We start from the raw sequence: 13,082 nt of genomic DNA on the forward strand, positions 1-13,082 counted from the left end.
AAGCGGTCGGGTACCGGGTCAGCTGACGTCGGCTTCGGGCCCCGCCTGCCGGATCACGTAGGCATAACTATGCATTACTCCGTATGTTTCGTCAATCGAGCCTCGTCGCCCGCTCTGACCAGCCCGAATATCAGGGGCAGCGGCGGAAGCGGCCGCCTACGATCAGCGTGCACCGCATTTCGGGGGAGGGCACGTGGTGGGCGTACGACTGGACATCGAGGAAGGCCGCTCCGTGGCGGCGACGCTGCTGACGCGGGAGTACCCGCAGCTCGTCGCCGGCCGGTTCGCATGGAACGGGCCGGCGGCCTGGACGGCCTTCGACGAGGAGGTCAGACGCCTTCACTCCCGTTCGTACGCGCCGCTGCGCCGCGACCGGATCGAAGCCCTGCTGTGCGACCCCGACGGGCGGGTCCGCGCGTCCGCGCTGGCCGCGTGGCGCAACCCGCCGGCGCAGCTCGTCCTGATCCGGTGCGCCGACTGGGCCCCGCCGGTGCGGGAGCGCGCCCGGCGGGTGCTGGGCAGGATCGTGGCCAAGGACCCCGCCCGCATGCTGGCCGAACTCACCCCGCTCGTCCTGCGGCTCGGTCCGCGCGAACACGGCGCCTGGGCGCTGGAGCAGCTGGAGGCCGCCCTGACCGGCCGGTACTCCGTCCTCGCCGCGTGGTGGCGCCCCGGGCAGCCCTCGACGACGTGGAGCTGGAACTCGCTGACCGTCCCGCAGCGCGCCGAGATCCTCGGCCGCCTGCGCAGGAGCGCCGATCTGCCGACCCGGCGGTTCGCCGCACGGCTGTCGCTGGAGAGCGGCCGGTTCGGCCTGCGGGAGCAGGCCCGGCTGGCGGCCGCCGAGAGCGACCCCGTGACCGCCCGGCTGTGGGCGGACGCCGTGCTCGCGGCCATGGCCTCCGACGGGCCGGACGACGCGGCGATCGACGCCCTGCTCGACGCCCGCGTCCCGATGGTCCGCTCCGGCGGGGTGACCGCCCTGCGCGGGGCCGGCCGGGCCGCGGAGGCCGGGGAGCACCTCACCGACCGCTCCGAGCTGGTCCGGGCGTGTGCCCGTTGGCTGGTCCGCCAAGGCGGCGGCGACCCTTACGCCCGCTACCGCGAGCTGCTCGCGGACCCGGCACGGGTGACCCCGTACGCGGTGGCGGGCTTCGCCGAGTGCGCGGGCCGCCAGGACGGGCCGCTGCTCCGGACCCTGCTGCGGCACCCTTCCGGCGCGGTGCGGGCCGCGGCCGTGGCCGGGCTGCGCCGGTTGGACACCTCGCACTTCGAGCTGCTGCTGAGGCCGCTGCTCGACGACCCGTGCCCGGGGGTGGCCCGCGAGGTCGCCCGGAGCCTGCACCCGCTCGCGCACCGGCTGCCCCCGGAGTGGCTGGCCGAGCGCATGGCCCCGGACCTGCCGACGCACACCCGCCGCGCCGCCTTCCGGCTGCTCCGGGTCCAGGGCGGTCTCCCCGCCCTGCGGGCGGCGGTCAGCCTGCTGGACGTACGGGACGCCCGGCTGCGCGAACTCGCCAAGAGCACGCTGCGCGCGTGGGACTGGAAGGAAACCCTGCGACCGGATTAGGAGCCGGAAAGGCCCTGCTCAGAACCGGGTTGGGCCGTTCCCTCCGCAGGAAAGCCGAGGCGGTCGCAGACGGCCGTGCCCGATAATCGGCGTCATGGGAAAACTCCACGAACGCATAGACGACCGGATGCGCAAGTTCATCGAAGAGCAGCCGGTCTTCTTCACGGCGACCGCCCCGCTCTCCGGTGACGGTCACGTCAACCTGTCCCCCAAGGGTCGCGCCGGCACCCTCGTCGTCATCGACGAGCAGACCCTCGCGTACCTCGACTTCGGCGGCAGCGGCGCCGAGACCATCGCCCACGTGCGCGAGAACGGCCGGATCACCCTGATGTGGTGCGCGTTCTCCGGGCCGCCGAACATCGTGCGCATCCACGGCGAGGGGGAGGCGGTCTTCCGCGACGACCCGCGCTGGGAGGAGCTGGTCGCCCTGTTCGGCGACGCCGACGGGCCGGCCGCGCGGGCCGTGATCCTGGTGCGCGCGAAGCGGATCGCCGACGTGTGCGGGTTCGCCGTGCCCTTCATGGAGTACCAGGGCGAGCGCACCCTCCACGCCGAGTACTTCGGGCGCAAGAGCGACGAGGAGTTCGCCGAGTACTGCGAGAAGAAGGTCGAGACCAGCCTCGACGGCCTGCCTGCGCTGCCCGTGCCCCTTCCTCCCCGTACCGTCTGACATGTGCTGCGTACCGCCCTCGTCACGGGCTCACTGATCGTCACGGCCCTGCTCCCCCAAGGCCTTGCGGACCGGGCGGCACTGCCCGCCCGGCTCGCCGCGACCGGCGGCGGGAGCCAACTGATCACCGCCGTCGCGCCCGCCGCCGGCTCCACGACCGGGCGGCTGACCTGGTGGGACCGGCGGGCGGGGCGCTGGTACGAGGCCGGGAGCGCGCCCGCCCGCTTCGGGGCGAACGGCCTGACCGAGGGCGCGACCCGCACCCAGGGAACGAACACCACGCCCACGGGGCTCTACGCGCTCCCGTACGCCTTCGGGATCCGCCGCGCGCCGGCCGGAACGGCCTACGGGTACCGCCGGGTGACGGACCGTTCGTGGTGGTGCCAGGACAACGCCTCCAGCGCCTACAACCGCTGGGTGGAGCCGCTGCCCGCGGACTGCGCGCCGGGCGAGGCCGAGCACCTGGTGAAGTACGAGAAGCAGTACGCGCACGCGCTGCTCATCGCCTTCAACTACGACGAGCCGGTGCGCGGCCGGGGAGCGGGCATCTTCCTGCACGTCAACGGCAAGGGCTCGACGGCCGGTTGCGTGTCCGTGCCGGAGCGGGCGATGCGGGAGATCCTGCGCTGGGCGAACCCGCGGCGCCGACCGCACATCGCGATCGGCACCGCGTCGGGGGCCCTGTCCGTGACCCGGTACTAGCCACCGGGTCACGGGCGGGGCTCGGGGTCAGCTCTCCTTCTGCGCGAGGCGCAGGAGGTGGTCGGCGAGCGCCTGGCCGCCGTCCGGGTCGCGGCTGATCAGCATGAGGGTGTCGTCACCCGCGATCGTTCCGAGGATCGCCCTCAGTTCGGCCTGGTCGATCGCCGAGGCGAGGAACTGGGCCGCGCCCGGCGGGGTGCGCAGGACCACGAGGTTGGCGGAGGCCTCCGCCGAGATGAGCAGTTCCCCGGAGAGGCGCCGCATGCGCTCCTCCTTCGCCGACTCCCCCAGCGGTGCCTGCGGGGTGCGGAAACCGCCCTCGCTGGGCACCGCGTAGATCAGCTCGCCGCCGGTGTTGCGGATCTTCACCGCGCCCAGCTCGTCGAGGTCGCGGGAGAGCGTCGCCTGGGTGACGCTCAGCCCGTCGTCGGCGAGCAGCTTGGCCAGTTGGCTCTGGGAGCGGACCGGCTGCCGGTTGAGGATGTCCACGATCCGGCGGTGGCGGGCGGTGCGGGTCTGCGGGACCGCCGGGCCGCCGTGCTCGTTGTCCTGCGGCTGACTCATCGTCGTCTCATTCTCCGGATCGGTCCCCATGGGCTGCGTCGAGGATGCCGGGCAGTGCCCGGAGGAACGCGTCCACCTCGGCCTCCGTGAGCACGAACGGCGGCATGAGCCGTACGACGTCGGGGGCGGGCGCGTTGACCAGGAAGCCGGCGTCCTGAGCCGCCTGCTGCACGCGGGGTGCGAGCGGCTCGGTCAGCACGATACCCAGCAGGAGACCGGAGCCGCGGACGTGGGAGACGAGCGGGTGTGCGGAGGATTCGATTCCGGAGCGCAGCCGTTCGCCGCTCTCCTTGACCCGGTCCAGCAGTCCGTCGTTCGCGATGGTGTCGATCACCGCGAGGCCGGCCGCGCAGGCGACCGGGTTGCCGCCGAAGGTGGTGCCGTGCTGACCGGGCTGGAGCAGGTCGGCCGCGGCGCCGAAGGCCGCGACGGCGCCGATCGGCAGGCCGCCGCCGAGGCCCTTGGCGAGGGTGACGAGGTCGGGCTCCACGCCCTCGTGGGCCTGGTGCTCGAACCACTGGCCGCAGCGGCCGATGCCGGTCTGCACCTCGTCGAGCACGAGCAGGGTGCCGGTGGCCCGGGTGATCTCCCTGGCGGCCGTCAGGTACCCGGCGGGCGGCACGACGACGCCGTTCTCGCCCTGGATCGGTTCGATGACGACGATCGCGGTCTCCTCGGTGACGGCGGCCCGCAGGGCCTCGACGTCTCCGTACGGGACGTGCGTGACGTCGCCCGGCAGCGGCAGGAAGGGCTCCTGCTTCTTCGGCTGGCCGGTGAGCGCGAGCGCGCCCATGGTCCGGCCGTGGAAGCCGCCGTCGGTGGCGACCATGTGGGTCCGCCCGGTCAGCCGGCCGATCTTGAAGGCCGCTTCGACCGCCTCCGCACCGGAGTTGCAGAAGAACACCTTGCCGGGGCGGCCGAAGAGCTGGAGCAGCCGCTCGCCGAGCGCGATGACCGGCTCGGAGGCGAAGAGGTTCGAGACGTGCCCGAGGCTCTGGATCTGCGTGGTGACGGCCTCGACGATCGCCGGGTGGGCGTGGCCGAGGGCGTTGACCGCGATGCCGCCGACGAAGTCGGTGTACTGCTTGCCGTCCGCGTCCCAGACCTGGGCGCCCTCACCGCGCACGAGGGCGAGTGCGGGGGTGCCGTAGTTGTTGGTCAGCGCACCCTGCCAGCGGGTCCGGTAGTCCTCGTTGCCCGTCACTTCGTTCCCCCTTGCTGCTTGTCCGGCACGACCATCGTGCCGATTCCCTCGTCGGTGAAGATCTCCAGCAGGATCGAGTGCTGGACCCGCCCGTCGATCACGCGGGCGGTGCCGACGCCGCCGCGCACCGCGTGGAGGCAGCCCTCCATCTTGGGCACCATGCCGCTGGACAGCTCGGGCAGCAGCTTCTCCAGCTCGCTGACGGTGAGCCGGCTGATGACCTCGTCGCTGTTGGGCCAGTCCGCGTAGAGGCCCTCGACGTCGGTGAGGACCATCAGCGTCTCGGCGCCGAGTGCGGCGGCGAGCGCCGCGGCGGCCGTGTCGGCGTTCACGTTGTAGACGTGGTGGTCGTCGGCGCTGCGCGCGATGGAGGAGATGACCGGGATCCGGCCGTCCGCCAGGAGCGCCTCGATCGCGCCCGTGTCTATGGCCGTGATCTCGCCGACCCGCCCGATGTCGACGAGTTCGCCGTCGATCTCGGGGCTGTGCTTGACCGCGGTGATGGTGTGCGCGTCCTCGCCGGTCAGGCCGACGGCGAGCGGTCCGTGCTGGTTGAGCAGCCCGACCAGCTCGCGCTGGACCCGGCCCGCCAGGACCATCCGTACGACGTCCATGGCATCGGGCGTGGTGACGCGCAGGCCGGCCTTGAACTCGCTGACCAGGCCTTCCTTGTCGAGCTGCGCGTTGATCTGGGGGCCGCCGCCGTGCACCACGACGGGCTTGAGGCCGGCCTGCCGCAGGAAGACCACGTCCTGGGCGAAGGCCGCCTTGAGCTCGTCGTCGATCATGGCGTTGCCGCCGAACTTGATCACGACGATCTTGCCGTTGTGCCGGGTGAGCCACGGAAGGGCCTCGATCAAGGTCTCCGCCTTGGGCAGTGCCGTGTGCTTGCGTGCGGTGCTCATGAGGAGTACGCCGAGTTCTCGTGGACGTAGTCGGCGGTCAGGTCGTTGGCCCAGATGACCGCGGACTCGGAGCCGGTGGACAGGTCGGCGGTGATGCGGACCTCGCGGTCCTTCATGCTGACCAGGTCTCGGTCCTCGCCGACCGATCCGTTCTTGCAGACCCAGACGTCGTTGATGGCGACGTTCAGCCGGTCCGGGTCGAAGGCGGCCTTGGTGGTGCCGATGGCGGAGAGCACCCGGCCCCAGTTCGGGTCCTCGCCGTGGATGGCGCACTTGAGCAGGTTGTTGCGGGCGATGGAGCGGCCGACCTCGACCGCGTCGTCCTCGCTGGCCGCGCCGATGACCTCGATGCGGATGTCCTTGCTGGCGCCCTCGGCGTCGCCGATCAGCTGGCGGGCCAGGTCGTCGCAGACCGTCCGTACGGCCTCCGCGAACTCCTCGTACGCCGGCACCCGGCCGGACGCGCCGGAGGCGAGCAGCAGCACGGTGTCGTTGGTGGACATGCAGCCGTCGGAGTCGACCCGGTCGAAGGTGGTGCGGGTCGCGGCGCGCAGGGCCCGGTCGAGGGTCGCGCTGTCCAGGTCGGCGTCGGTGGTGAGGACGACGAGCATGGTGGCGAGGCCCGGGGCGAGCATGCCCGCGCCCTTCGCCATGCCGCCGACGGTCCAGCCGCCCCGGGAGGCGGTGGCCGTCTTGTGCACGGTGTCGGTGGTCTTGATGGCGATGGCCGCGGCCTCGCCGCCGTCCGCGGACAGGGCTGCCGCGGCGGTCTCGACGCCGGGGAGCAGCTTGTCCATGGGGAGCAGGACGCCGATCAGCCCGGTGGAGGCGACGGCGACCTCGCCCGCGTTGACGTCACCGCCCAGCGTCTCGGCGACCTTCTCGGCGGTGGCGTGGGTGTCCTGGAAGCCCTTGGGGCCGGTGCAGGCGTTGGCGCCGCCCGAGTTCAGGACGACCGCGGAGACGGTGCCGCCGCGCAGGACCTGCTCGGACCAGTGCACGGGGGCGGCCTTGACCCGGTTCGAGGTGAAGACACCCGCGGCGGCGAGCCGCGGTCCGTTGTTGACCACGAGGGCCAGGTCGGGATTGCCGTTCGCCTTGATCCCGGCGGCGATGCCCGCCGCCGTGAATCCCTGTGCTGCCGTGACGCTCAAGGTGCCACTCCGATCGTGGAAAGACCCAGGCTCTCGTGGAGCCCGAGGGCGATGTTCATGCTCTGGACCGCGCCGCCGGCGGTCCCCTTGGTCAGGTTGTCGATGGCGCTGATCGCGATGATGCGGCCGGCGGACCCGTCGTACGCGACCTGCACGTGGACGGCGTTCGAACCCTGGACGGACTTGGTGGTCGGCCACCGGCCCTCGGGGAGCAGCCGGACGAAGGGCTCGTCCGCATAGGCCTTCTCGTAGGCGGCGCGGAGCGATTCCGCCGTGGTGCCGGGGAGGGCCTTGGCGGAGCAGGTCGCGAGGATCCCGCGCGCCATGGGCACGAGGGTCGGCGTGAAGGAGACGGAGACCCGCTCCCCGGCGAGCGGGGTGAGGTTCTGCACCATCTCGGGGGTGTGGCGGTGGCCGCCGCCGACCCCGTACGGGGTGACGGTGCCCATCACCTCGGAGCCGAGGAGGTTGGTCTTGAGGGCCTTGCCGGCGCCGGAGGTGCCGGTGGCGGCGACGATCACGGCCTCGGGCTCGGCGAGGCGCGCCTGGTAGGCGGGGAACAGCGCGAGGGAGACTGCGGTGGGGAAGCAGCCGGGGACGGCGACGCGCTTGGCACCCGTGAGGGCGGCCCGGGCGCCGGGCAGCTCGGGCAGGCCGTAGGGCCAGGTCCCGGCGTGCGTGCCGCCGTAGAAGGCGTCCCAGTCGGCGGAGTCCTTGAGCCGGTGGTCGGCGCCCATGTCGATGACGAGCACGTCGTCGCCGAGTTGGGCGGCGACGGCGGCGGACTGGCCGTGCGGGAGCGCGAGGAAGACGACATCGTGACCGGCGAGCACCTCGGGGGTGGTCGCCTCCAGGGTCCGGTCGGCGAGCGGGCCGAGGTGCGGCTGCAGGTTGCCGAAGAGCTCACCCGCGTTGGAGTGGCCGGTCAGGGCACCGATCTCGACCTCGGGGTGGTTCAGGAGCAGGCGCAGGACCTCACCGCCCGCGTATCCACTCGCTCCGGCCACCGCTACACGTACCACCATCGGACCCTCCTCATCGATGGCATGACTATACGTATCGCCGCACGTTTATGCAAAGATCTTCCGGGTGCGTGCGATCCTGAGGAGCGTGACATCCCTGGAGGACCTCGTACGGCTGCGCCGCGCGCGAGACATGATGGACCGGGACTACGCGGAGCCTCTGGACGTCCCGGCACTGGCCAGAGTCGCCTTGATGTCGGCCGGGCACTTCTCCCGCAGCTTCCGTGCCGCCTACGGCGAGACGCCTTACAGCTACCTTATGACCCGCCGCGTCGAGCGGGCCAAGGCTCTGTTGCGCCGGGGCGACCTGAGCGTGACGGAAGTCTGCTTCGCGGTCGGCTGTACGTCGCTGGGCTCGTTCAGCTCGCGCTTCACCGAGCTGGTCGGCGAGAGCCCGAGCGCGTACCGGGCGCGCGAGCACGAGGCGGGCGCGGCGATCCCGGCGTGCGTGGCCAAGATCCGTACGCGTCCGGTGCGGGCTCCCGGCGGAACGGGCAGGATCGGAGAAGCGGATTCCGGCCCCGTCTCGTAGGTTCGGAGCCATGAACAGCATCAAGCTCTCGCAGTGCTTCATCGCCGTCGACGACCACGACAAGGCGCTCGCGTTCTACCGCGACGTCCTCGGCATGGAGGTCCGCAACGACGTCGGCTTCGAGGGGATGCGCTGGGTGACCGTCGGGTCCCCCGAGCAGCCGGACGTGGAGATCGTCCTCGAACCCCCGCTCGCGGACCCCAACGCCTCGCCCACCGACCGGCAGGCGATGGCGGAACTGCTGGCCAAGGGCCTGCTGCGCGGAGTGATCTTCCAGACGGACGACGTGGACGCCACCTTCGAGAAGATCAGCGCCGCGGGTGGCGAGGTCCTCCAGGAACCGATGGACCAGCCCTACGGGGTGCGCGACTGCGCCTTCCGCGACCCGGCCGGCAACATGCTCCGCTTCAACCAGCCGCGTGGCGCTTAGGCCTGCATGGCAGGTGGAGGAACATCCCGGCCATGGCGCCGATGAACGACCACGGCACCAGCAGCGCCGCGACGGTCGCGGCCGCCCGGGCGAACCCGGACGGTCGGGCGTGGAGGCACAACGGTGCGGCGACCACCGCTGCGGTCGCGAACGCGAGGCGAGGGGTGCCCTCGACCGCCCGCAGGACCAGCGGCAGCAAGGGAGTGGGCACGGCGAGCACCATCAGGGCGAACTGCCACGGATGAATGCTCTCGCGCGCAGTGGCCCGCGTGCCACACCCCCCGGCTCCGACGACTGGAACGCGTGCACGCTAGCGCAGCGGGTGCCGCACCCACACGTTCGGCTCGACGTAGACCGCGTAGCCCTGCTCCGGGACGCAGTGGACCGGGGCGAGGGCGCCCGGGACGTGGACGGGGCCCGGCTCGTCGAAGGGCAGGCCGGTCCACTCGCGCCACTGGTCGAGCGAGCCGTTGATCGTCATCGACAGCGGGGCCACCGAGTCGACGACCCCGCCCGCGCGGACGTGGACGCGCAGCCACGGGTCGTGCGGGAGCCCGTCCTCGCGCGTCCGGTACGCGTACTCGTGGATCGAGGCGTCAGGCTCGGCGGGCTTCCCGCTGGGGCGTACGGGGGCCACCGCCTCGGCGAATCCGCGGGCGCGGGCGTTCTCCCGCATGAAGGCGAGCATCCGGCCGGACAGCCCCTCGCCCTGCCGGTCGACGGCGACGCTGATCTCGATCGCGCTCACCGTGTCGGGCTCGACGCCGCGCCGCTGGTCGGAGAAGGCCCACATCAGGATGCGGTCCCAGCCCTGGGCGGGGAGCACCCCGTCGCGGCCCGGCGCGTGCTGCGCGAACGGCAGGCTGAAGCCCCGGGCGACGACGGTGTCGCCTTCGGTCGCGATCAGTACGTACTCGGGGAACTCGGCGACCATCCGCGGGTACAGCAGCCAGGCCAGCGCGTCGTGCTGCGCGAACTCGGGCCAGGAGTCCTTCATGTCCCAGAGTCGGCCCGCCAGTTCGGGGCGCTCCGCCAGCGTGGTGATCTCGATTCCGCTCATCCGGGCAGGCTAGACCGCCTCCCACCAGGCCCTCAACCGAATTGGACCGGGGCCTGGAGGGAGAGGTGCCAGCGCCCGGACCAGCCGGTGAGGGTCATCGTGGACAGCGGGCGGACGTCCACGTTCCAGTACGTCAGCGGGGGCGCCTTCAGCGCGTAGACCAGGGCCGCCCGGACCACCGAGGGCTCCGCCACCGCCACGATCGCGCCCCCGTCGTCCGCCGGCCGGGTGTCGAGCCAGCCGCCGATCCGCGAGATGAACGCGAGCAGGGACTCCCCGCCGTGCGGCGCCGCCCGCGGGTCGGTGAGCCACACGTCCACGGCACCCGGCTCGTGGGCGGTCACCTCGGCCAGGGTCAGCCCCCGCCAGCGGCCCATGTCGCACTCGCGCAGCGCCGGCTGGACGAGCGGCGCGTACCCGAGGGCCTGGCCGGTGGCCCGGCTGCGCGAGCTCGGCGAGCAGTAGCGCAGCTCGGCCGCGCCCAGCCGGGCGAGCTCGGGTGCGGCGCTCGCCACCGCGTGCCGGCCCGGACCGTCGAGGGGGCGGTCGTCGTCGAAGCGCTCGGCGAGCAGCGAGGAACCACGGGCTGCGGCAACGAGCGAAACCCGAACATGCATGCGGCGATGGTGAGCCCCGCGCCGCACGGGGTCAAGCGTCCTGACCGACCCCGCCCGGCGGCAGGGCCGCGCGCAGCCGCCGGACCGCCTCGACCAGTTCCCCCGGACCGGACACCCCGGCGAAACTCAGCCTGACGTGCGGACCCGGCGGTTCGGCGCAGAAGTACGGGCGCCCCGGCGACACCGCGACCCCCGCCCGCATGGCCTCCGCCGCGTACGCGGTGTCGTCGCCGGTCCCCGGCGGCCGCACCCACAACTGGTAGCCGCCGGTGGGCAGGTACGGCAGCGTCAGCCCGGGCAGCTCCCGCCGCAGCGCTCCGGCGAGGACGTCCCGGCGGTGACGCAGATCGGCGGCGACGGTGCGCAGGTGGCGGGGCCAGGCGGGGGCGCCCACGAGCTCCAGGGCGGCCTCCTGGAGCGGGCGGGCCACGAAGAAGCTGTCGACCACCTGGATGGCGCGCAGCCGGTCCACGACCGGGCCGCGGGCCGCGATGGCGCCCACCCGCAGGCTGGGCGAGGTGGGCTTGGTCAGCGACCGGACGTGCACCACCACCCCGTCCGCGTCCTCGGCCGCCAGGGTCGCGGGCAGCGGCCCGTTGTCCTCGTGGGCCAGGTAGCGGGCGTAGTCGTCCTCCACCACGAAGGCGCCGGCGGCCCGCGCGATGCGCAGCACCTCGGGCCGCCGTTCCGCGGCCAGCACGGACCCGGTCGGGTTCTGGAACAGCGGTTGGCACACGAACACCCGCGCGCCCGTGGCCTCGAAGGCGGCGGCCAGCAGCTCCGGCCGGACCCCGTCCGCGTCCACCGGGACGGGCACCGGCCGGCATCCGGAGGCCCGGGCGATGGCCAACAGCCCGGGATAGGTCGGCGACTCCACCAGGATCGGGGCCCCCGGCGGGGCGAGCGCCCTCATGGCCGCGGCCAGCGCGCTCTGCCCGCCCGCGGTGATCAGCACGTCCGCGGCGACGACCGCGCCGCCGATCTCCCGGGCGAACCAGTCGCGCAGCTCGGGCAGCCCCTCGACCGGAGGCCGCCCCCAGGCCCCGGGGCGCCGCCCGGCCCGGGCCAGGGCGGCGGCCATGGCCCGCTCGGGCTGGAGGGAGGGGTGCAGGTAGCCGCCATTGAGTTCGATGACCCCGGCCGGCGGCGCGGCCAGCGAGACGAGGACCCCGCCGGCGTCGACGGAGCGCGGGACGATGTCCCCGGCCCCTTCCGCGCTGAGCGCCACCTCCTGCCAGGAGGTGTCCCCGGCCGCCTGCACCGCCGTGCGCGGCCGGGCCCGGAAGACCCCGGAGCCGGGGCGGGTGACGACCAGCCCCTCGGCGGCGAGTTGCGCGAGCGCCCGCGAGACGGTGACCGGGCTGACCCGGTAACGCTCGACCAGGGCCCGACTCGACGGCAGCTTTCCACCAATCGAGTAGCGGTTGAGTTCGGACCGCAGCGAATCCGCCAACTCCGCCACGCTGCTACGCTCATACATGACAGCACACAATAGCGCTACTCGCCCGACCACGATAGCGGTGACGAGCCCGCTCTCCGGATCGCTCGGCCGCGGCACGGTCCTCGCCTCGCTCGGCGTCTTCGCCTTCTCGCTGACCTTCCCCGCCACGGCGTGGGGTCTGCGGAGCTTCGGACCGTGGTCGCTGGTGTCCCTGCGCAGCGTGCTCGCGGCCGTCATCGCGGGCGGGTTCCTGCTCGCCCTGCGCGTGCCGCTCCCCCGCCGCGAGCACCGGGTGGGCCTCGCCGTCGTCGCCGCGGGCGTGGTCGTCGGCTTCCCGATGCTGACCACGCTCGCCCTCCAGACCTCCACGACCTCGCACGCCGCCGTCGTGGTCGGACTGCTGCCGCTGACCACCGCCGCGCTGTCCGCCGTGCGCACCGGCGCCCGCCCCTCGCGCACCTTCTGGATCGCGGCCGTCGCCGGCGCCGTGGTCGTGCTCGGCTTCACCCTCGGCCAGAGCGGCGGCGCCCTCTCGCTCGGCGACGGCTACCTGTTCGCCGCGCTGCTGGTGTGCGCGGCCGGGTACACCGAGGGCGGGCGCCTCGCGCGGCTGATGCCGGGCTGGCAGGTGATCGGCTGGGCCCTGGTGCTGTGCCTGCCGCTGAGCCTGGCCGGTTCCGCGATCGGTCTCGCGTACGAGCCGGTGCACCTCACCGGCCAGGGTCTGGCGGGCCTGATCTGGGCCGCGGCGGGCTCCACCTTCCTCGGGCTGTACGTCTGGTACCGCGGCATGGCCGAGATCGGCGCCCCGCGCGCCAGCCAGCTCCAGCTCGCGCAGCCGCTGCTGACGCTGGTCTGGTCGGTGGCGCTGCTCGGCGAGCACCTCTCCCCGGCCGCCCCGGCCGCCGCCTGCGCGGTCCTGGTCTGCATCGCGGTGACCCAGCGGGTCAAATGACCCCGAGTCGACCTAAACTGCTAGCACCGGATCGGACCGCCACCGAGGAGGTCAGTTATGCGAGCGACCGAGGGCGACCAGCTGGTGCAGCACGGCCGGGTCGTGGGACAGCACGACAAGATCGGTGAGATCACTCAGGTACTCGGAGAGAACGGCACGCCTCCCTACCGGGTCCGTTTCCAGGACGGCCACGAGGCGGTCATGTCTCCGGGCCCGGACTGCGTCGTGAAGCACCCGGCGGAGCCCGCACACTGAC

16 protein-coding genes are annotated in these 13,082 nt (G+C 73.1%); 7 read left to right on the forward strand and 9 right to left on the reverse strand.

The window, feature by feature from the left end:
- The first annotated feature begins 196 nt into the window (after positions 1–196).
- From ACFYYJ_RS20800 to ACFYYJ_RS20810, 3 genes are all read left to right on the forward strand, one after another.
- Positions 197–1,570 (forward strand): hypothetical protein, encoded by a 1,374-nt coding sequence (locus ACFYYJ_RS20800; RefSeq protein WP_389134311.1) that lies wholly within the window; start codon positions 197–199, stop codon positions 1,568–1,570.
- Positions 1,571–1,664: 94 nt separating this feature from the next.
- A complete protein-coding gene (locus ACFYYJ_RS20805) occupies positions 1,665–2,240 on the forward strand; it encodes a pyridoxamine 5'-phosphate oxidase family protein (RefSeq protein ID WP_389134314.1) in 576 nt (191 codons plus the stop codon).
- 6 nt (positions 2,241–2,246) lie between these two features.
- Positions 2,247–2,942 carry a L,D-transpeptidase gene (locus ACFYYJ_RS20810; RefSeq protein ID WP_385363913.1) on the forward strand — a complete coding sequence of 232 codons (696 nt, stop codon included), beginning with the start codon at positions 2,247–2,249 and terminating at the stop codon, positions 2,940–2,942.
- A gap of 27 nt (positions 2,943–2,969) precedes the next feature.
- Here ACFYYJ_RS20810 and ACFYYJ_RS20815 read toward each other — a convergent pair whose 3' ends face one another.
- Genes ACFYYJ_RS20815 through argC form a run of 5 tightly spaced genes read right to left on the reverse strand, consistent with a single transcriptional unit; the run spans position 2,970 to position 7,794 of the window.
- Positions 2,970–3,506 (reverse strand): arginine repressor, encoded by a 537-nt coding sequence (locus ACFYYJ_RS20815; RefSeq protein ID WP_384587772.1) that lies wholly within the window; start codon positions 3,504–3,506, stop codon positions 2,970–2,972.
- A gap of 7 nt (positions 3,507–3,513) precedes the next feature.
- Positions 3,514–4,710 carry an acetylornithine transaminase gene (locus ACFYYJ_RS20820; protein WP_385128826.1) on the reverse strand — a complete coding sequence of 399 codons (1,197 nt, stop codon included), beginning with the start codon at positions 4,708–4,710 and terminating at the stop codon, positions 3,514–3,516.
- On the reverse strand, positions 4,707–5,615 hold the full coding sequence (gene argB / locus ACFYYJ_RS20825; protein ID WP_385128825.1) for an acetylglutamate kinase: 909 nt from the start codon (positions 5,613–5,615) through the stop codon (positions 4,707–4,709). Before argB ends, ACFYYJ_RS20820 begins: the two co-directional genes overlap by 4 nt.
- On the reverse strand, positions 5,612–6,769 hold the full coding sequence (gene argJ, locus ACFYYJ_RS20830) for a bifunctional glutamate N-acetyltransferase/amino-acid acetyltransferase ArgJ (protein WP_384751426.1): 1,158 nt from the start codon (positions 6,767–6,769) through the stop codon (positions 5,612–5,614). The genes argB and argJ overlap by 4 nt, the downstream gene beginning before the upstream one ends.
- Positions 6,766–7,794 carry an N-acetyl-gamma-glutamyl-phosphate reductase gene (argC, locus tag ACFYYJ_RS20835; protein WP_385363905.1) on the reverse strand — a complete coding sequence of 343 codons (1,029 nt, stop codon included), beginning with the start codon at positions 7,792–7,794 and terminating at the stop codon, positions 6,766–6,768. Before argC ends, argJ begins: the two co-directional genes overlap by 4 nt.
- 85 nt (positions 7,795–7,879) lie before the next feature.
- Here argC and ACFYYJ_RS20840 point away from each other — a divergent pair, with 85 nt between their 5' ends.
- Entirely contained in the window at positions 7,880–8,323 is a 444-nt protein-coding gene (locus tag ACFYYJ_RS20840; protein ID WP_385363904.1) for a helix-turn-helix domain-containing protein, read from the forward strand.
- Between the two features lie 10 nt (positions 8,324–8,333).
- A complete protein-coding gene (locus tag ACFYYJ_RS20845) occupies positions 8,334–8,753 on the forward strand; it encodes a VOC family protein (protein WP_389134321.1) in 420 nt (139 codons plus the stop codon).
- On the opposite strand, the gene ACFYYJ_RS20850 is transcribed toward ACFYYJ_RS20845, so the two are convergent.
- From ACFYYJ_RS20850 to ACFYYJ_RS20865, 4 genes are all read right to left on the reverse strand, one after another.
- Positions 8,731–8,964 carry a hypothetical protein gene (locus ACFYYJ_RS20850; protein ID WP_389134323.1) on the reverse strand — a complete coding sequence of 78 codons (234 nt, stop codon included), beginning with the start codon at positions 8,962–8,964 and terminating at the stop codon, positions 8,731–8,733. The two genes, ACFYYJ_RS20845 and ACFYYJ_RS20850, sit on opposite strands and share 23 nt — an antisense overlap.
- A 99-nt stretch (positions 8,965–9,063) precedes the next feature.
- On the reverse strand, positions 9,064–9,813 hold the full coding sequence (locus ACFYYJ_RS20855) for an N-acetyltransferase (RefSeq protein ID WP_389134325.1): 750 nt from the start codon (positions 9,811–9,813) through the stop codon (positions 9,064–9,066).
- A 32-nt stretch (positions 9,814–9,845) separates the two neighbouring features.
- Positions 9,846–10,430, reverse strand: coding sequence for a histidine phosphatase family protein (locus tag ACFYYJ_RS20860; protein ID WP_384751441.1), 585 nt, complete (start codon positions 10,428–10,430; stop codon positions 9,846–9,848).
- A 31-nt stretch (positions 10,431–10,461) separates the two neighbouring features.
- On the reverse strand, positions 10,462–11,910 hold the full coding sequence (locus tag ACFYYJ_RS20865; protein WP_389134328.1) for a PLP-dependent aminotransferase family protein: 1,449 nt from the start codon (positions 11,908–11,910) through the stop codon (positions 10,462–10,464).
- Here ACFYYJ_RS20865 and ACFYYJ_RS20870 point away from each other — a divergent pair.
- Both ACFYYJ_RS20870 and ACFYYJ_RS20875 read left to right on the forward strand, forming a co-directional pair.
- On the forward strand, positions 11,909–12,826 hold the full coding sequence (locus ACFYYJ_RS20870; protein WP_389134331.1) for a DMT family transporter: 918 nt from the start codon (positions 11,909–11,911) through the stop codon (positions 12,824–12,826). The genes ACFYYJ_RS20865 and ACFYYJ_RS20870 overlap by 2 nt on opposite strands.
- Before the next feature lie 57 nt (positions 12,827–12,883).
- Positions 12,884–13,081 carry a DUF1918 domain-containing protein gene (locus ACFYYJ_RS20875; RefSeq protein WP_376659210.1) on the forward strand — a complete coding sequence of 66 codons (198 nt, stop codon included), beginning with the start codon at positions 12,884–12,886 and terminating at the stop codon, positions 13,079–13,081.
- Position 13,082 lies beyond the last annotated feature (1 nt).

The sequence above is a fragment of the Streptomyces sp. NPDC002467 genome, from assembly GCF_042889825.1.
Classification (GTDB): domain Bacteria; phylum Actinomycetota; class Actinomycetes; order Streptomycetales; family Streptomycetaceae; genus Streptomyces.

Excerpts from the sequence above, each read along its gene's own strand:
- ACFYYJ_RS20805 (WP_389134314.1), top strand. The coding sequence starts at position 1,665 with ATGGGAAAACTCCACGAACGCATAGACGACCGGATGCGCAAGTTCATC.
- ACFYYJ_RS20815 (WP_384587772.1), bottom strand. The coding sequence starts at position 3,506 with ATGAGTCAGCCGCAGGACAACGAGCACGGCGGCCCGGCGGTCCCGCAG.
- argB (WP_385128825.1), bottom strand. The coding sequence starts at position 5,615 with ATGAGCACCGCACGCAAGCACACGGCACTGCCCAAGGCGGAGACCTTG.
- argC (WP_385363905.1), bottom strand. The coding sequence starts at position 7,794 with ATGGTGGTACGTGTAGCGGTGGCCGGAGCGAGTGGATACGCGGGCGGT.
- ACFYYJ_RS20845 (WP_389134321.1), top strand. The coding sequence starts at position 8,334 with ATGAACAGCATCAAGCTCTCGCAGTGCTTCATCGCCGTCGACGACCAC.
- ACFYYJ_RS20855 (WP_389134325.1), bottom strand. The coding sequence starts at position 9,813 with ATGAGCGGAATCGAGATCACCACGCTGGCGGAGCGCCCCGAACTGGCG.
- ACFYYJ_RS20860 (WP_384751441.1), bottom strand. The coding sequence starts at position 10,430 with ATGCATGTTCGGGTTTCGCTCGTTGCCGCAGCCCGTGGTTCCTCGCTG.
- ACFYYJ_RS20870 (WP_389134331.1), top strand. The coding sequence starts at position 11,909 with ATGACAGCACACAATAGCGCTACTCGCCCGACCACGATAGCGGTGACG.
- ACFYYJ_RS20865 (WP_389134328.1), bottom strand. The coding sequence starts at position 11,910 with ATGTATGAGCGTAGCAGCGTGGCGGAGTTGGCGGATTCGCTGCGGTCC.
- ACFYYJ_RS20875 (WP_376659210.1), top strand. The coding sequence starts at position 12,884 with ATGCGAGCGACCGAGGGCGACCAGCTGGTGCAGCACGGCCGGGTCGTG.